The 19,030-nt window shown below is 37.6% G+C and carries 16 protein-coding genes; 15 read left to right on the forward strand and 1 reads right to left on the reverse strand.

All coding sequences use genetic code 11. The features are described 5' to 3' along the window. Positions 1 to 14: 14 nt before the first annotated feature. Positions 15 to 776: an alpha/beta fold hydrolase gene (locus V0410_RS14860; RefSeq protein WP_047426276.1), complete on the reverse strand. Its 762-nt coding sequence runs from the start codon at positions 774 to 776 to the stop codon at positions 15 to 17. 272 nt (positions 777 to 1,048) lie between these two features. Between V0410_RS14860 and mraZ the strand changes: the two genes are divergently transcribed. The 15 genes from mraZ to V0410_RS14935 all read left to right on the forward strand — a co-directional run bounded on the left by mraZ (position 1,049) and on the right by V0410_RS14935 (position 18,632). Beyond that, positions 1,049 to 1,507 carry a division/cell wall cluster transcriptional repressor MraZ gene (gene mraZ, locus V0410_RS14865; protein WP_110011282.1) on the forward strand — a complete coding sequence of 153 codons (459 nt, stop codon included), beginning with the start codon at positions 1,049 to 1,051 and terminating at the stop codon, positions 1,505 to 1,507. Between the two features lie 50 nt (positions 1,508 to 1,557). Continuing rightward, on the forward strand, positions 1,558 to 2,451 hold the full coding sequence (gene rsmH / locus V0410_RS14870) for a 16S rRNA (cytosine(1402)-N(4))-methyltransferase RsmH (RefSeq protein WP_202842308.1): 894 nt from the start codon (positions 1,558 to 1,560) through the stop codon (positions 2,449 to 2,451). Positions 2,452 to 2,542: 91 nt separating this feature from the next. Next, entirely contained in the window at positions 2,543 to 2,908 is a 366-nt protein-coding gene (locus V0410_RS14875) for an FtsL-like putative cell division protein (protein WP_002981890.1), read from the forward strand. Further along, positions 2,892 to 4,883 (forward strand): penicillin-binding transpeptidase domain-containing protein, encoded by a 1,992-nt coding sequence (locus V0410_RS14880; RefSeq protein ID WP_330744690.1) that lies wholly within the window; start codon positions 2,892 to 2,894, stop codon positions 4,881 to 4,883. The genes V0410_RS14875 and V0410_RS14880 overlap by 17 nt, the downstream gene beginning before the upstream one ends. A 57-nt stretch (positions 4,884 to 4,940) precedes the next feature. Then, the gene (locus V0410_RS14885; RefSeq protein ID WP_330744691.1) at positions 4,941 to 6,401 is read left to right on the forward strand and encodes a UDP-N-acetylmuramoyl-L-alanyl-D-glutamate--2,6-diaminopimelate ligase; all 1,461 of its coding nucleotides are present in this window, start codon (positions 4,941 to 4,943) and stop codon (positions 6,399 to 6,401) included. Positions 6,402 to 6,485: 84 nt separating this feature from the next. Then, the gene (gene mraY / locus V0410_RS14890; RefSeq protein WP_114819545.1) at positions 6,486 to 7,727 is read left to right on the forward strand and encodes a phospho-N-acetylmuramoyl-pentapeptide-transferase; all 1,242 of its coding nucleotides are present in this window, start codon (positions 6,486 to 6,488) and stop codon (positions 7,725 to 7,727) included. A 62-nt stretch (positions 7,728 to 7,789) separates the two neighbouring features. Then, entirely contained in the window at positions 7,790 to 9,127 is a 1,338-nt protein-coding gene (murD, locus tag V0410_RS14895; protein WP_330744692.1) for a UDP-N-acetylmuramoyl-L-alanine--D-glutamate ligase, read from the forward strand. Between the two features lie 22 nt (positions 9,128 to 9,149). Then, positions 9,150 to 10,388 (forward strand): FtsW/RodA/SpoVE family cell cycle protein, encoded by a 1,239-nt coding sequence (locus V0410_RS14900; RefSeq protein ID WP_202842300.1) that lies wholly within the window; start codon positions 9,150 to 9,152, stop codon positions 10,386 to 10,388. A 1-nt stretch (position 10,389) separates the two neighbouring features. Further along, complete coding sequence (gene murG / locus V0410_RS14905; RefSeq protein WP_330744693.1) at positions 10,390 to 11,484, forward strand: undecaprenyldiphospho-muramoylpentapeptide beta-N-acetylglucosaminyltransferase; 1,095 nt, start codon at positions 10,390 to 10,392, stop codon at positions 11,482 to 11,484. 98 nt (positions 11,485 to 11,582) lie between these two features. Further along, on the forward strand, positions 11,583 to 12,941 hold the full coding sequence (gene murC, locus V0410_RS14910; protein ID WP_330744694.1) for a UDP-N-acetylmuramate--L-alanine ligase: 1,359 nt from the start codon (positions 11,583 to 11,585) through the stop codon (positions 12,939 to 12,941). Positions 12,942 to 13,159: 218 nt separating this feature from the next. Then, complete coding sequence (locus V0410_RS14915) at positions 13,160 to 13,537, forward strand: GxxExxY protein (RefSeq protein ID WP_330744695.1); 378 nt, start codon at positions 13,160 to 13,162, stop codon at positions 13,535 to 13,537. 90 nt (positions 13,538 to 13,627) lie between these two features. Further along, on the forward strand, positions 13,628 to 14,590 hold the full coding sequence (locus V0410_RS14920) for a cell division protein FtsQ/DivIB (RefSeq protein ID WP_330744696.1): 963 nt from the start codon (positions 13,628 to 13,630) through the stop codon (positions 14,588 to 14,590). Between the two features lie 78 nt (positions 14,591 to 14,668). Next, entirely contained in the window at positions 14,669 to 16,054 is a 1,386-nt protein-coding gene (ftsA, locus tag V0410_RS14925) for a cell division protein FtsA (protein WP_110011294.1), read from the forward strand. Positions 16,055 to 16,179: 125 nt separating this feature from the next. Then, positions 16,180 to 18,093 (forward strand): cell division protein FtsZ, encoded by a 1,914-nt coding sequence (gene ftsZ, locus V0410_RS14930; RefSeq protein ID WP_330744697.1) that lies wholly within the window; start codon positions 16,180 to 16,182, stop codon positions 18,091 to 18,093. A gap of 92 nt (positions 18,094 to 18,185) precedes the next feature. Beyond that, positions 18,186 to 18,632, forward strand: a complete 447-nt coding sequence (locus V0410_RS14935; protein ID WP_062672649.1) for a GatB/YqeY domain-containing protein — start codon at positions 18,186 to 18,188, stop codon at positions 18,630 to 18,632. Positions 18,633 to 19,030: the final 398 nt, after the last annotated feature.

Below are 19,030 nucleotides of genomic sequence, written 5' to 3' on the forward strand. Positions count from 1 at the left end.
GGTCATTATATGTTTTAAACTTTATCTTTTATCCAGTTGTACAGGATTTCATTGAACTCATCCGGTTTTTCCATCATGGCAGCATGGCCGCATTTGTCAATCCAGAATAAATCGGAATTCGGAATAAACTTGTGCATATCTTCTGCCACTTCAGGTGGAGTAACATTATCCTGTTTACCCCAGATCAGACAGGTAGGTGTCACAATCTTCGGAAGATCATTCAGCATGTTGTGTTTGATGGCACTTCTTGCCAGCATTACTGTCTTTATTCCCTTCATTCTGTCATTAACGACTGCAAAAACTTCATCTACAAGATCTTCTGTGGCCACCTTTGGATCATAGAAAACTTCTTCCGTTTTCTTTCTGATATAAGAACGGTCATTTTTTCTTGGAAAGCTGTCTCCGAAAGTTCTTTCATAAAGACCGGAGCTTCCAGTAAGAACAAGATTCTTAACCAGATCAGGTCTTGCCAAAGTCAAAATAAGTCCTACATGCCCACCCATTGAGTTTCCTACAATAGTTACGGGACCGGAAATATGACTTTCTATAAACTTGATAATATATTTTGCAATCGTGGTAAGATTCGTATTGAGTACTGGCAGATCATAGATCGGCAGCTGAGGAACATATACTTTAAAGCCTCTATCCGAAAAAAAATCTACCATTTTATCGAAATTACTCAAACCACCCATTAACCCGTGCAACAGCACTAATGGATGTCCTTCTCCCGCTTCTACATAGGAATATTTCTTTTCTTTTTTTGTACTAAATATCATAAAACGCCTTAATAAAGCCCTGCAAAAATACAAATTAAACCTCAAAAAAATTTTGATAATCCTAATTTAAGATAAAAATAATATAATATTCTCCTTTTTAACTTTTTTTTTCAGAACCTCTTTATTATGGCTTAAATAACACTTTCAACAAGTCTCTTCATATCAGTATTTTACATTATTGAAATTCAATCTTTAATAAAACTTATTAACATTGAGTCAAAAAGTGGGAAAAAGTGGGAAATTTTGGAAATTATTATATAAATTTGTCCCAAATGAAAAATTTCATTGGGACATATGAGTGTAAAATTGACGACAAAGGCCGCTTAAAAGTTCCTTCATCTTTAATCAAACAGATGGAAAACTTCGACGATAAGGCGTTTGTAGTCAAAAGATCTGTGTTCCAACCTTGTCTGGAAGTTTATCCTATGAATGCATGGGACAAACTGATGGGTAAAATTAATAAACTGAACAGATTCATAAAAAAGAATGCTGATTTCATACGAATGTTTACGGCAGGAGTAAAAACAGTAGAGTTGGATAATGCAGGACGATTACAGATCTCGAAAGACCTGACGGTTTTCGCAAATCTTCAGAAAGATATTGTGATCACCAGTGCAGGAGAACTCTTTGAGATTTGGGATAAAGAAGCCTATGAAAAGGTAATTGCCACCAACGAAGCTGATTTTGCAAGCCTTGCCGAAGATGTGATGGGCTCTTTCGATGAAGAATAATAGCAGTAGGTTATTAATTGATTAGTAGTAAATAAAAAACACAATTAAGCATGTATCATAACCCCGTTTTGTTGAAGCAGAGTGTTGATGATTTGGTGACGAATCCTGACGGAATATATGTGGACTGCACCTTTGGAGGCGGAGGCCACTCAAGAGAAATCCTGAGCAGACTTTCCGATAAAGGGAGATTGTTCAGCTTTGATCAGGATCTGGATGCACTTAAAAATACAATTGATGACCCAAGGTTTACATTAGTGAATCAGAATTTCAGATTTTTGGAAAACTCTTTGCTGATGTATGGCATCTCACAGGTGGATGGTGTTTTGGCAGACTTAGGCGTGTCTTCGCATCAGTTTGATGAAGCAGACAGGGGTTTCTCCACAAGAAGTAATGCTCCTTTGGATATGAGAATGAATGTGATGCAGAATCTTGATGCTAAAAGAGTGATTAATGAATATGAGGAAGAAGAACTTGCAGACATTTTTTACCACTACGGAGAATTGAGAGAAGCAAGAAAGCTGGCGAGAGAGATTGTTCACCACAGAAAAACAAAAAGTATAGAAACCACGGAAGATCTGAAAAAATTGTTCAGCTACATACCGCCTCACAAAGTGAATAAGTTCTATGCCCAGCTTTTCCAGGCAGTAAGAATTGAAGTCAACCAGGAGCTTGAAGTATTGAAAGAAATGTTGGTTCAGGCTTTTAATGTGTTGAAACCGGAAGGAAGATTAGTGGTTATTTCTTACCACTCTCTGGAAGACCGTCTGGTAAAGAGATTTTTGAAAAACGGAATGTTCGAAGGAGAACCGGAAAGAGATATCTACGGAAATTATAAAAAGGCATTTGAACTGATCAAGAGTAAAGCGATCATTCCTGATGAAAAGGAGATTGAAGAAAACTCAAGAGCAAGAAGTGCCAAGATGAGAACGGGAATTAAAGTATAAATGTGAATGAGTGAATCGTGAATCTTTTGGCAAAATAAAATTGACTATTGACACGAAGTAAATTCACTGCGAAGCAAATTGACATAATAAATTGGCAAAAAGAACAACAAATCGCCCTCAGAAAAGACTCACTTTTATAGACATTATAAAAGGAAACTTTCTGAATCGTGATGAGATCAAAATACATTACAAGTATTTTCTCCTCTTGTTTGTTCTGATGATGGCCATGATTTATACCAACCATCTCGTCAATAAAAAAATAAAAATTGTAAACGCCTTAAAGGAAGAAACGGAAGAATACAAATCACGAAACGCTTACGCCCAAAGTAAGCTGATCAAAGTAAAAATGGAATCAGAGCTGGGGAAAGAGGTTGCACGGGATTCATTGATGACCCTGGAAAACCACCCTCACAAATTGCTAATAAAACTGGATAGTACAGATGCAAAAGCAAAATGAATACGACAATAAACGTAAGAAAACGTTACGATGGGGCTACCTCTTTGCAGTGGTAGCTTTGTGCGTGTTTGTCATGTTCTTGGCGAGGATTGTCATCCTTCAGAATACCAATGTCCAGGAAATAAAAGATGATTACATTAATAAAAACTATCGTGAAGCTACTTTAAAAGCGGCCCGCGGAAACCTTTTTGCCTCTGACGGCTCTATCCTTGCCACCACGGTAATGAGATATGACATCTATCTTGACTTCAAGACAATGAAAGATACGGTGTACTCCAACAACATCGGAGCGCTTACTGATTCTCTGAGCAAAATGTTCGGAAAACCAAGAAGTGAATTCAGACAGAAGTTTGACGAGCAGAAGAAAAAGAAAAACCAGTATTACACTTTGGTGAAAGGACTTGATTTTGATCAATATGACAGAATCCGAAAGTTCCCGATCTTCAAAAAAGGTAAAAATAAAGGAGGATTTATCGTTGACAGAAACTATAAAAGAGAGTTAGCAACATCAGAAATCGGAGCCGGAACCATCGGTATGGACAACGGAGAACTTAAATCCGGGCTGGAAGGTGCTTTCTCAAAATATTTAACCGGGACAGACGGCAAAAGACTCGAACAAAGAATCAATTCTTCCCAGTGGAAACCTATCGACTTCTGGAAGGTTCAGGAACCGGTAGACGGCGAGGATGTTTATACGACTTTAGACCTTAGAATTCAGGACATTGCACACTCTGCCCTTGAGAAACAGCTGATTAATTTCGAAGCCAAACACGGCACCGTAATTGTCATGGAAGTGGAAACCGGAAAAGTACGTGCTCTTGTTAATTTAAGAAGAACAGAATCAGGAGATTATGAAGACTCTTACAATTATGCCCTGAAAGATAATATCGAACCGGGATCTACTTTTAAAACCATTTCTCTTTTGGCAGCAATGGATGACGGATTTATTGATGAAAATACAACAGTAAATGTAGGAAACGGAGTTTGGGTCTATGCAAAACAGAGAATCTCTGACGGACACGGAGGAGGAACATATGATATCAGTGATGTGTTGGCGAAGTCCAGTAACGTAGGAACAGCCAAACTGATCACAAAGTATTATGCTGAAAAGCCACAGATTTTCCTTGATCACCTGAAACGTTGGAAATTATTCGATAAAATGGATATCGAGCTTCCGGGAATCACAAAACCGAAGATCGTGACACCACAAAATAAAAGATGGAATGCCGCAACACTGGCTTCTATTTCTTACGGATATTCTTCCAACATCAACCTGCTGCAGCTGACAACCTTCTACAACGGTGTTGCCAATGGAGGAAAAATGCTTAAGCCCTTATTCATTGATAAAATCATGAAAGACGGAAAAGTGATGTACAGTGCAAAACCTGAAGTAATGGTAAACAAAATGGCTTCTGAAAAAGCTATTAAAATGATGACCAGTGCATTAACCAAAGCAGTAGAAAAAGGAACTGGACGAAGCATCTTTACTCCCAACCTGAAAATGGCAGGAAAAACAGGTACCGCAAGATTTGAATACTGGCTGCCTGGCCCAATGAAGTACCGTGCATCATTTGCAGGATTCTATCCGGCTGATGCCCCAAAATATACTTGCTATGTCATGATCAGTGAACCCAATACCGCAAAAGGATTTTATGGAGGTTCCGTTTCAGCGCCGGTGTTTAAGGAAATTGCAGGAAAAACATTCCTGAAAACGCCTCAGAATATTGAAAAAGAAATGCTTGTAGACAAAAAGGTAAACCTTAGCAAAATGGTAGAGCCTAATGTCAAAGTAGCAGTCAATGATAAACAAATGCCTAATGTGGTAGGATTAATCGGGAAAAATGTAATCCCGCAGTTGGAAAACTTAGGCTACCGTGTCGATTATAAAGGAGTAGGAAGAATCAAAGAACAATTCCCTCTGGAAGGCACCACGATAAGTAAAAACCAGAGAATTTATTTATCTCTGCAAAATTAAAACAAGGTTTCGGAAGAACCATTTAAACCAAAATAAGGCAAGACCTTATTGATAAAGATGATTATAACAGAATTAGTAAACAGAATCCCAGTACTGGAAATCCACGGCGATAGCAACCGTGAGGTAACCGAATTGGTGATCGACAGCAGAAAGGTTACAGAAAACTCTCTTTATATTGCCATGAGAGGAACAGTAGTGGATGGACATTCATTCATTGCCTCTGCTATTGAAAAAGGAGCTGCCGCAATTGTTTGCGAAGAATTCCCTGAAACATTGGTGGAAAATGTAACCTATGTTCAGGTAAAAGATTCTTCTAAAGCCCTTGGTCATCTTGCTTCAAACTTTTATGGAAATCCTTCTCAGAAATTAAAACTGATAGGAGTTACAGGAACTAACGGAAAAACATCCGTTTCGACCCTTCTTTTTGATGTTTTTAAAAACCTTGGATATCCGGCCGCTTTACTTTCTACTGTTGAAATCAGAATTGGTGAAGAGGTTATTCCGTCTACCCACACCACTCCTGATGTGATTACCATCAACAGGATTTTAGCGGAAGCTGTAGAAAAAGGATGTGAATTTGCTTTCATGGAAGTAAGCTCACACGGAATCGCCCAAAACAGAATTGAAGGATTACACTTCAAAATAGCAGGTTTCACCAACCTTACTCATGATCATTTAGATTATCATAAAACGTTCGAAGAATATTTAAAAACAAAGAAAAGATTCTTCGACCAGTTAGAAGATACAGCCATTGCCATCACCAATGTGGATGACAAAAACGGGAATGTCATGCTTCAGAACACCAAGGCTAAAAAGAAGTCTTACGCTTTGAAAACCATGGCAGACTATCACGGAAAATTATTGGAAGTGGATTTCAACGGAATGCTGTTGAACTTCAACGGAAAAGAATTCTGGACGACATTAACCGGGAAATTCAATGTATATAATTTACTGCTTGTCTTCGGAATTGCTGCTGAACTCGGATTTGAGCAGGACGAAATTCTTCAGGCTATCAGCAAATTAAAAAGAGTTTCCGGAAGATTTGAAACCTTCAAATCCGATGGTGGAATTTTCTTTATCGTAGATTATGCACACACTCCGGATGCTTTGGAAAACATTCTGGACAGCATCAACGATATCAGAACCAAAAACGAAAGATTAATCACCGTATTCGGCTGCGGAGGAGACAGAGATCACTCCAAAAGACCTGAAATGGGAAATATTGCCACTAAAAAGTCAACCTTGGCAATCATCACTTCAGACAATCCGAGAACAGAAGATCCTGCACAGATCATCAAAGAAATTGAAGCAGGCGTTGAACCACAGAACTTCAGCAAATACACTTCAATTCCGGACAGAAAAGAAGCCATAAAAATGGCCATCAAGTTTGCAGAACCTAAAGATATCGTTTTAGTTGCCGGAAAAGGCCACGAAAACTATCAGGAGATCAATGGTGTAAAACATCATTTTGACGACAAAGAAGTAATTAATGAGCTCTGGAAATTAATGAGCAAATAAATTACAAGTGATAACTGAAAGAATAATTGTTCAATCATTCATCATTCATCAATTATCAATGATCATTTATTAACAATTGAAACTATGCTATACTATCTATACGAATATCTAACCAACCATGGAATCCACGTTCCGGGATTAGGAATGTTGAAATACATTTCCTTCCGTGCCGGAATGGCTGTACTATTCTCATTGATTATTGCTCTTGTCTACGGAAAAAGAGTAATCAATTACCTGAGAACAAAACAAATGGGAGAATTGGTGCGTGATCTGGGATTGGATGGGCAGAAACAAAAAGAAGGAACTCCTACCATGGGAGGGCTTATCATTATTCTGGCAACCATCATTCCGGTATTGCTGTTTACAAGAATTACCAATGTGTACATTGTGCTGTTGTTGGTTTCTATGTTCTGGATGGGTGCTATTGGTTTCCTTGATGATTACTTAAAGAAAATTAAAAAAAATAAAGACGGTTTAAGTGGTAAATTCAAAATTGTAGGTCAGGTTGGTTTAGGACTAATTGTCGGAATTACAATGTATTTCCACCCGGACATTACGGTTAAAAGAAAATATGCAGATGCTAAAGTGGTAAACAGGAACAATGTAGAGCAAAACTTTATGCCTACAGAAAAAATTACCGTTTCCACTGTTCCTTTTGCCAAAAATAATGAATTCGATTATAGTGGAATTTTATTCTGGATGAATGATAAAGATGCCCATGAGTGGGCATGGATTGTCTTTATCCCCATTGTAATCTTCATTGTAACAGCCGTTTCCAATGGAGCCAACATCACCGACGGAATTGATGGTCTTGCAGCAGGAACCAGTGCTATTATACTGCTCACGCTGGCCCTTTTTGCTTATCTATCCGGGAACATCATCTTTGCAGATTATCTGAATATCATGTTCCTTCCGAATATGGGAGAAACCACCATTTTTGCAGTGGCAATGGTAGGTGCCGTAATTGGATTCTTCTGGTACAATACCTATCCTGCACAGGTTTTCATGGGAGATACTGGAAGTTTGATGCTGGGAGGAGTAATTGCCGTTTTGGCCATCATTTTAAGAAAAGAATTGCTGATTCCTGTATTATGCGGAATCTTCTTAATTGAAAACCTGTCTGTAATGCTTCAGGTAGTTGTTTTCAAATACAGAAAAAGAAAATATGGGCTGGAATATGCCCAAAACAACAGACTCTTCAAAATGTCACCATTACACCATCACTATCAAAAGGAAGGATTCCACGAAAGTAAAATCGTGAACCGAATGATCATCATCGGGGTAATATTGGCTATTGTATGTCTGATCACACTAAAAATGAGATAAAAATTAAAAGCTGTAAGCAATAAGCATAAAGCTTAAAGCCTATAGCATAAAGCTTTTATAATATGAAAATAGTTGTTTTAGGAGGTGGAGAAAGCGGATGCGGAGCTGCTTATTTGGCCAAAAAGAAAGGTCTGGAAGTATTTCTTTCAGATAAAGGAGCCATTAAGGATAACTATAAGCAGTTTCTTACCGAAAATGAAATTGAATTTGAAGAAGGAAACCACGATGAAGAAAGGATTTTAAATGCTGACTGGATCGTAAAAAGCCCGGGAATTCCGAAAAAGGCAGACATCATCAATAAAATTCATGAAAAAGGAATCAGACTTTCCTCTGAAATTGAATTTGCTTCTGAATTTACAGATGCCAAAATCATCGCCATTACCGGAAGCAACGGAAAAACAACCACAACTTCCCTGATCTACTATATCCTGAAAAATGACGGATTGAATGTAGGTTTAGGAGGAAACATCGGATACAGCTTTGCCAAGCAGGTGGCAGATGAAAACCACGAATATTATGTACTGGAGGTAAGCTCTTTCCAGCTGGATGATATTCAGAATTTCAGACCTTATATTTCTTTATTGTTGAATCTGTCTCAGGATCACCTGGATCAGTACAACTACAATTATGAAGAATATGCATTGGCCAAATTCCGAATCACAGAAAATCAGGAGAATGATAACTTCTTCATCTACAACAAGGATGATGAAATGAGTAAAAATCTTCTTGAAAAGCTTGAAATAAAGGCGAAAATGATTCCTTTCTCAACCAAAGAGAAATTAACGGAAGGAGGTTTTGTGAATGATGATGAAATTGTGGTAAAAATAAAAGACGAATTCGCAATGAAAGTTGAAGAATTGTCTCTATTGGGAAATCATAATGTAGCCAACAGCCTCGCAGCGTCTATTGCCGGTAAGATTTTAAAAATCAACAATGAAAGCATCAGACATTCATTGATGACATTCCAGGCCGTAGAACACAGATTGGAATTTGTAACTGAAATTGATAGTGTAAAATACATCAACGACAGTAAAGCAACCAATGTAAATGCAACTTACTATGCTTTAGAAAGTATGAAAACGCCAACCGTATGGATTGTTGGTGGATTAGATAAAGGAAATGACTATACCGAAATTGAAGATTTAGTCAAAAGAAAAGTAAAGGCAATTGTTTGTCTTGGAATCGATAACAAGAAGATCATCGATTTCTTTAAAGATAAAAAAGAGCTTATTTATGATACTTCAAGCATGGAAGAAGCCGTGAGAATTTCAAAATCACTGGCTAAAAAAGGCGATACCGTCTTATTATCTCCATGCTGCGCAAGCTTTGACTTGTTTAAAAGCTATGAAGACAGAGGACGCCAGTTTAAAGAACAGGTATTAAATGCCAATGGCCATTAGCCATTAGCCAATAGCATTGAATATGGACGAACAGAACACAGAAAACAGATTTGAATTTCTAAAGGGCGATAAAGTACTTTGGATGGTCATCCTTGTGATCTCCATTTTCTCTATTTTCCCGGTATACTCTGCAAGTTCAAATCTCGAATACATTGTCAATAACGGGACCACAACAGGCCACGTTATCAAACATATGTTCTTTGTAGTTCTGGGACTAGCCATTATGAGACTGGTAGGAACTATAAAATATGAATACATCGGAAAACTCAGCAGTATCCTGCTCGGCCTGATGATTATTCTGTTGATTGTCACCATGTTTACCGGACAAACCATTGATGGAGCCAGTGCTTCCAGATGGCTGAAAATTCCGGGAACACCGATCTCTTTCCAGCCTTCATCATTTGCTTTTTTAATGCTGATCATCTATTTGTGCAGGTATCTGACCAAAAAGATCACCAGGGAAAGGCTTCCGATAGAGAATATCATGTATATTTTTGGGCCTATCCTGCTTGTTTTTGTATTGGTAGCCAAAGATAACGGTTCAACAGCATTGATGATTTTAATGGTTTCCGTGGTGGTTCTTATCATAGGACAGCTTCACTGGAAATACATTGCAGGATTTATCTCCGCATCATTTGTAGCCATTGTGTTCTTTTTATTGATTGCTTTAAATACCAATATGATAGGTGGAAACCGTGTTCACACATGGATGAGCCGTATCGAAACCTTTACATCAAGCAAAGCCAAAACAGCAGATGTAGATGATGAAAGCGTAAAAGCAAAAAATTATCAGGTAATGCAGGCCAAAGCAGCCATTGTACACGGCGGAATTACCGGAATGGGACCAGGAAAAAGTGCATTGAAACAAATGCTTCCGCAATCTGCCTCCGACTTTATTTTTGCGGTTATCGTAGAAGAATACGGGGTGATAGGAGCCGCCTTCCTGATCAGTTTATACCTGATCATGATGATAAGGATTGTGATGATCGCCAGTAAAATGCCGGCATTCTTTGGATCGTTGCTCGTGCTCAGTCTAGGGGTAATGATCTTTATCCAGCTTTCGGTCAACATAGCCGTTGCTGTGAATCTGATTCCGGTAACAGGACAGCCGCTTCCTTTGATAAGTTACGGAGGAACCTCAATGCTGGTGACCTATTTACAGTTAGGTATTATTTTAAATATAAGCTCAAGGATTCAGATTTATGATGAAGAAGGAATGGGCAAAAAACAAAGTATAGCAGAAATAAACGATATCGCTTAAAATGGACAAAAAATTAAGAATATTATTATCCGGCGGAGGAACAGGAGGACATATCTTCCCTGCCATTGCCATTGCAGATGAGATCAGAAAAAGATTTCCTGATGCAGAATTTTTGTTCATTGGTGCCAACGGGAAAATGGAAATGGAAAAAGTTCCTCAGGCAGGCTATAAAATTGAAGGAATTGATATCGCAGGAATCGACAGAGGGAATCTTCTTTCCAATCTGGGACTTCCTTTCAAGATTTTGAAAAGTTTATCAAAATCTAAAAAGATTATCAAAAACTTCGCTCCTGATTTTGCAGTAGGAACCGGAGGGTTTGCCAGCGGACCTGCTCTTTATGAAGCAAGCAAAATGGGAATTCCGATTTTCATCCAGGAACAGAATGCTCACGCTGGGGTAACCAATAAAATTTTAAGCAAGAAAGCCAAAGCCGTTTTCACAGCCTACCCAAAAGTAGAAGGCTTTCCTACAGAGAAAATAAAGTTTCTGGGAAATCCGATTCGTGAGAACATCGTTTCAGGAATGCAGGATACTGCTCAGGCAAAAGAAAAAATGGGACTGGATAAAGACAAACTTACAATCCTTTCTGTAGGAGGTTCTTTAGGATCCAGAACATTGAATAATGCCTGGAAAGAAAATATTGAGAATCTGAAAGAAAAAGGGTATCAATTAATTTGGCAAACAGGAAAGTTGGATTACAAAGAATTGTCTTCCAACCTCCAGCTTCCATCTTCTGTTCATTTGAAAGAATTCATCAAAGACATGGAACTGGCCTACTCTGCTGCTGATATCATTGTTTCCAGAGCCGGAGCTATTGCCATTTCAGAGTTGGCTGTAGCACAAAAGCCGGTCCTTTTGGTTCCTTTCCCATTTGCAGCGGAAGACCATCAAACCAAAAATGCCATGAACCTGGTTGAAAAAAACGCAGCCAGAATGGTGAAAGACTCTGAAATGCAGGGTAAATTCTGGAATACATTGTCAGAGATCTGCGAAAATGAAAATGTAAGAAAAGAAATGTCCGACAATCTGAAATATTTTGCCAAGCCAAATGCTGCAAAAGAGATTGTAGACGAGATTTTTAACATAATAAAATAATTAGGAAAGGCTTCGACAAGTCGATTAAAGCCTTATAATACAAAATATAGTAATACAACTCTGAGATTATTCAAGAGTGGTTAAAGATTAAAATATAAATGAACATTTTACAAACATATCAGACTTTTTACTTCGTCGGAATCGGAGGTATCGGAATGAGTGCATTGGCACGCTATTTCAATGCGTCCGGAAAAAAAGTATTGGGTTACGACAAAACCAATACAAAACTTACTCAGAATCTGATGAATGAAGGCATTGATATTGTTTTTGAAGACCTTATTGATGAAAGGATCACATCCCTTCAGAAAGAAGACACGTTGGTAATTTATACTCCGGCGATCAAAACGCTTGAAATATTGGATTATTTCAATCAAAATCAGTTTGAAGTTTTAAAACGTGCTAAAGTTTTAGGATTAATTACTGAAAATACAGACTGTATTGCCATTGCAGGAACTCATGGGAAGACCACCACATCTACCCTTGTGGCTCACTTGTGTAAAGAAGCAAACCTTCCTTTCTCATGTTTTCTGGGAGGAATTTCTGAAAATTTTAAATCCAACTTCCTGTACAACGGTTCCACCTATTCCGTAGTAGAAGCAGATGAATATGACAGAAGCTTCCTGAACCTGTCTCCGGACTGGGCAGTGGTGACCTCTACAGATGCGGACCATCTTGATATTTACGGAGATAAGAGCCATATTGAAGAAGGTTTCAGACAGTTTGCTGCTTTAGTTCCTCAAGACAAACAACTTTTTGTAAGAAAAGGTCTGGAGATTGGCAGAGGACATCAGACTTATGCAGTCAATGAGCCCGCAGATTATTATTCAGACAACCTGCGTATGGAACATGATAAAATTTATTTTGACTTCCATACTCCAACTGAGACAATAAATGATTTTGTCTGGGAAATTCCGGGAATCCATAATGTGGAAAATGCCACTGCAGCACTGGCTATTCTACATAATTTAGGCGCAGATTTTGATACGCTGAAAAAGGCCATTGCCAATTTTAAGGGAATTAAAAGAAGATATACCAAACATATTTATCAAAACGGTAAAATTTATATTGACGATTATGCTCACCATCCTACAGAAATCAACGCTGTAATGAGCTCAATCAGAACGTTTTATCCAGATAAAAAACTTCTGGTAACCTTCCAGCCTCACCTTTTCAGCAGAACAAGAGATTTCGCAGATGGATTTGCGGAAAGCTTAAGTAAGGCAGATGAACTCATTCTTCTTGATATTTATCCTGCAAGAGAGCTGCAGGAAAATTTTGAGGGAATTACTTCAAACTGGCTGCTGGAGAAAGTAACATTAGATAAAAAAGAGGTATCGGCTTTATCCGATGCTTTTGAAAAAATAAAAGAGAAAGATTTTGATATTCTCCTTACTGTAGGTGCGGGAAATATAGATACCCTGTATGACCCTATCTGTGAGTGGATTGAAAAAATTTGAGTATAAACGCAATGCTCGCGAAGAAAAATATAAAATCGTTCGCAAAGGCGTTTCACTCAGCAAATGAGAAAAATAACTGATTTATGTTAAAAAAATAATTTACTTATTAAAAATAAATTATTCAAATGATAGCCGTAGCTGAGTGAAACGCCCTCGCGAACGGAAAAATAAAAAGATTGCTTTGCGATCATAGCGTTAAAACAAAAAACACAAAATGTATGATAGAAAATGAAATTTCAGAGATTGTTTTCGATGCTGGAATGAAAATACATCGTACCCTTGGAATTGGACTTTATGAGAATGTATATGAAGAATGCTTAGTTTATGAACTGAAAAATAGAGGATTGAATGTAGAACGTCAAAAAAACATTGACATAAACTATGAGGAATTAAAAATTTTTAAGGCGTTCAGAGTAGATTTATTAATTGAAAACAAAGTAATAATTGAAATAAAAGCAGTTCAGGAAATTAATGATTATCATTTTTTTCAGCTTTTAAATTATTTAAGAATAACAAATATAAAACTAGGAATGATTTTGAACTTTCATTCAGTGTTATTCAAAAATGGAGTAAAACGAGTTGTAAATAAATTATAAAATTTAAACACTTGCTAAGTAAAACGCCCTTGCGAACGAAATAATAAAAACAAAGTAAACTCTTTGCAAGCGTTGCGTTAAAATAAAAATATGAAAAATAAATACAGAATATTAAAAATTGTTGTCACTGTAATTATCCTGGGATTGTTACTGAGCTTCTCATTGAGGAGATTCAGCCGTGAGCAGATTACGGACAATAAGATTTCTGTAAAAATGAGCGAGAAAACACCGGTGTATTTTGTGGATGAAAAAGACATCAGGGAGATTGTAAAAAAAGAAAACCCATCAGGGAAAGTAGGCGATCTTAATATTCCTGCTTTAGAAAAAAAGATCAATTCCTTACCGGCAGTAGACAGCGCCAATGTTTATCTGAACCTGAACGGAAAACTGAACCTGGATATCAAACAGAGAGTTCCGGTCTTCAGATTAAACAAAGACGGAAAAGACTTTTATGTGGACGAAAAAGGAATTGAATTCCCAATTTCAAGAACCTATTCGCACCCATGTATGCTGGTAACCGGAAACGTACAGCCGGATGAATATGAAAAGCTGGCAGAACTGGTAGAAAAGATAGATAAAGATGATTTCAGTAAAAAATACTTTATCGGCATCTCTAAAAGTAAAGACAGTTACAGTCTTTTGACCAGCGAAGGAAATTACAGAGTTGAGATCGGAGACCTTGATAATATTGATTTTAAAGTAAGAGGATTTAAAACATTTGTGGAAAAATACCTTGTGTATCAGGACCCTCAGAAATACAGCATGGTTTCTGTAAAATATCAGAATCAGATTGTCACTACTTTAAACCCTTATTTTAAAGAAAATGACAGTATTTTAAAGGCAGGGAAAATGGAACTGGCAAAAGTTCCTTCCCCAACAGCCGCTAAAAAGACGGAAGCAACCCCCAAAATAGCTGCGGTAAAAAAAAGCAGCTCGGTAAAACCGAAAGAGATTACCAAACCGAAAGGACAAGCAAAAGAAACCAAAAAAGCGGAGAAAAAGCCACCCGTCAAGGCGCAGTCCAAGCCTAAGGCAAAAGTAAAAATAGAATAAGTCCTTCAGGGCATTTAATACACAAATAGGAAACTATCCTTATAGATAAAAAAGTAGAAAAAATCAAATCGATATAAAATGGAAAATCAAGAGTATTCAGTAGGTCTGGACATCGGGACAACGAAGATAGTCGCGATTGTCGGAAGAAGGAATGCACACGGGAAGATAGAAGTTCTCGGTGTAGGAAAAGCTAAGAGTCTTGGTGTTCATAAAGGTATTGTGAATAATATTTCACAAACCATTAATTCAATCAAGGCTGCAGTCTCCGAAGCACAATCCAGTGCCGGAGTTCCTATCCGCAAAGTTACGGTAGGTATTGCAGGAAAACACATCCGTTCTCTGCAGCACTCCGATTATATTATGCGTGAACATCCTGACAAATTTATTACAGACGACGACATCGAAGCATTAAAAGATCAGGTAAAAAAACTGGTTATGCTTCCCGGAGAAGAAATTATCCACGTACTTCCTCAAGAATATAAAGTGGATTCCGAGGGGGAAATTCAGGAACCTGTCGGAATGCACGGAAAACGTTTAGAAGCCAACTTCCACGTTGTAGTTGGGCAAATGGGCAGCATCAGAAATATTGCAAGATGTGTTCGTGAAGCCGGATTAGAAATGGAAGCCCTTACTTTAGAGCCATTGGCATCTTCAGAAGCTGTCCTTACAAAAGAAGAAAAAGAAGCCGGTGTAGCCATTGTTGACATTGGTGGTGGTACAACAGATATTGCGATCTTTAAAGATAATATCATCCGTCATACCTGTGTGATTCCATACGGAGGCGGAATTATTACCGAAGATATCAAAGAAGGCTGTTCCATCATAGAGAAACATGCAGAACAACTGAAAGTAAAGTTTGGTTCGGCTGTTCCCGAATTGGAAAAAGACAGTACTTTTGTAACCATTCCCGGGCTTCACGGAAGACCGGACAAAGAGATTTCTTTAAAAACTCTGGCTCAGATCATCAATGCGAGAGTAGAAGAAGTTTTGGAAATGGTGAATACAGAGCTGAAAGCTTACGGTGCTTTCGAACAAAAGAAAAAACTGATTGCCGGAATTGTTCTTACGGGTGGTGGTTCAAACCTGAAACACCTTCGTCAGCTGGCCAATTATACGACAGGTTTTGACAGCAGAATCGGTTTTGCGAATGAATATATCGCCAATGATAAAAATCAATACCTGAAAGGCCCTGAATTTGCTACCTCTATCGGATTACTGATGGAGAGTTTGAAGATCAGAGACAAAAAGCAGAATATTGATGAAGTTGTAGAAGTTGTTACAGAGCAGCCAAAACCGGAAGTTACTGCAGCCCAGACTGAAACGGCTCAACCTGTTCAGCAGGCAGCCCCGGTTCAGGAGCAGCAGTCTTTCGAAAATGAAAAGCAAGAGAACAGAAAAGCGAAATTGACCTTCGGGCAGTCGCTGATGGAAAAAGTAAAAAAATTCTTTGAAGAAGTAGAGTAAATAAATATAAATGATAAAAGATTAATGATCAATGATACCTGAAATAGATTAATATTTATTAAATTAAAGACGAATATCATTCATCAATTATCATATATCACTTATCAATTATTAAAAGTATAGTTATGGAAAATATAGGTACACAAGGATTTTCATTTGATTTACCAAAAGGAAATTCATCCATTATAAAAGTAATCGGTGTAGGGGGCGGTGGAAATAATGCTCTGAAGCACATGTACGAGAAAGGAATCCACGGAGTAGATTTCGTGATTTGTAATACGGATGCTCAGACTTTAGATAATAACCCGGTAGCCAATAAAGTTCAGTTGGGAACTTCTATCACAGAAGGTCTTGGAGCTGGTGCCGATCCTGAAGTTGGTGAGAAATCAGCCATCGAAAGTATTGAAGATATCAAGGCTGCTATGGGCCAAAATACCAAAATGGTATTCATCACTGCCGGAATGGGTGGTGGTACAGGTACCGGAGCCGCTCCTGTCATTGCTAAAGTAGCGAAAGACATGGGAATTCTTACTGTAGGTATTGTTACCGTTCCTTTCAGCTTTGAAGGGAAAAGAAGACTGGAACAGGCAGAAAACGGTCTTGATAAATTAAGAAACAATGTTGACTCACTTATTGTCATCAACAATGATAAACTAAGACAGCAATTCGGAAACCTTGGATTCAAGCAGGGATTCTCAAAAGCCGATGAAGTGTTAACCAATGCTGCCAAAGGTATGGCAGAGGTTATTACCGGTTATTTTGATGTAAACATCGACTTTAGAGATGCTAAATCTGTACTTCAGAATTCAGGTACTGCATTGATGTCTACAGGAACAGCTTCAGGTGAAAATAAAGCTGAAGAAGCGGTAAGAAAAGCCCTTGATTCCCCATTATTGAATGATAATAAGATTACAGGTGCTAAAAACGTATTGTTATTGATCAGAAGTGGTGCTGAAGAAGTGACCATGGATGAGATCGGTATTATCATGGACCACATTCAGAAAGAAGCTGGAAACACAGCGGATATCATTTTCGGGGTAGGTGCAGATGAAGAATTAGGAGATGCGGTAAGCGTTCTTGTGATCGCTACTGGATTCTCTAATGACAATAAAAAGTTTGCAGGACCTACAGAGAAAATCAGAATCAGTCTTAACGATAGTTTTGAGGCTCCTAAAAATTCTCCTTTCAAAACAAGAGAAGAAAGAGAATCAGCTCCCGAAGCAACGCATGATTTTGGTGGGAAAAACCTTTTCAGACTTGATGACGAAGAGCATGACACTCCTTTCAATGTGACGTCTACTGAAAAAAAAATGATTATTGAAGAAGAGCAGCCAAGAACTGAAATAAAATTATTTGATAAAGAGGAAGGTACGGTAAATGCTCCGGAACAGAACTGGAGAAATGAGGAGGAAGCAGAAGAAGAATACAGCTTATTCTCTATTGATGAGGAGAATGAAGATCCTAATGATCTTGAGATCCAGTCTTTCTCATTTGATTTTGAAAATAAAAAAGAAGAACCACAATCCGGGACTCCTTTTAACAACTCGTTTTCAAATGAAAAGCCTGTTGAATTCAGTTTCTTTGTAAATGAGCCTACCAGAAATGAACCAAATACGGATTTCGGACAGCCAAAGGCAGAGTTTAATACCCCTACAAATGCCGCTGTAGCTGAACCAGCTCAAAAGATTGAAACTTTCTACCAGAAACAGGAAGAGCCAAAAGTTGAAACAAGGCCAGCTTTTGAAAACAAAACAGAAATTGAAACTCCAAAAACTGAAGAATCAGAATTCACTTTCGTGAATAAAACGATTGATCAGGACAGAGTTATTGAAAGAAGAAATAAATTAAAAGAATTCAACTCCCGCTACCAGAATTTTGACAGCACAAGTGAATTCGAATCTATTCCGGCTTTTAAAAGAAAAAACATCTCTATTGACGGAAACAATGCTTCAGACCAGAACATCAATACTTATCTGTCTGATAACAACGGATCCATGCAGATCAGAGAAAACAGATTTTTAAATAAAGATGTAGACTAAAATAATATAACAATGTAGAAATGTACCAATGTAACAATTAACAGACATTTATTGGTAAACTGTTACATTGATACATTGTTAAATTTGAAACCATGAGTTTAGAAAATACCATAAACGAAGCTATAAAAACAGCAATGAGAGCTAAAGACAAAGTGGCTTTGGATTCTCTTCGTGCTGTGAAATCTCAGATATTACTGCTTAAAACAGAGGCTATCGGTGCCGAAGTAACAGCAGAACAGGAAATTGCTATTCTTCAGAGAATGGTAAAACAACGTAAGGATTCTTATGATCAATTTACTGCACAGGGAAGAAATGATCTTGCAGAAGTAGAAGATGCTCAGATGAAAGTGATCGAGCAGTTTCTGCCAAAACAGCTTTCTGCTGAAGAATTGGAAACAGAAATTAAAAATATTATTTCTGAAACCGGAGCTGAATCTGTTAAAGATTTAGGGAAGGTAATGGGAGTTGCATCAAAAGCATTAGCCGGAAAATCAGACGGAAAAAGCATTTCCGAGATGGCTAAAAAGCTCCTTTCTTAATGTGATCCGGTTTCGGGATTTTGAGTTGATCTTAATCCCGCAAATACGAATCTCATTCCATAACTAGGGATATACAACCTTTGCATATCGATTTGATTAAGAAGCCCGGAACTGTTCAGTTCCGGGCTTCACTTTCTTTGGATATTAAAGTTTGTTAATCAGTTTTTAATTCTAAACTGAAAAAGAATTAAGCTACTACCATATTTCAGAGAGTAATTAAGTGGTTGATTGCTTGAGGGAAAGCTTTAAATGTTTTTTTCACGGTCGTTTGTTTTTCAGAATCATTTCAAATTTAATAATAATATTTTAATATTCCTATAGTTAATTCACGTTTTTTAGAATATTATTACAATATTAATACTTGATTAATTTTATATGACTAATCAATTGATAGTTTT

Origin of the sequence: Chryseobacterium sp. CP-77 (assembly GCF_036362765.1) — a bacterium.
Lineage (GTDB): Bacteria > Bacteroidota > Bacteroidia > Flavobacteriales > Weeksellaceae > Chryseobacterium > Chryseobacterium cupriresistens.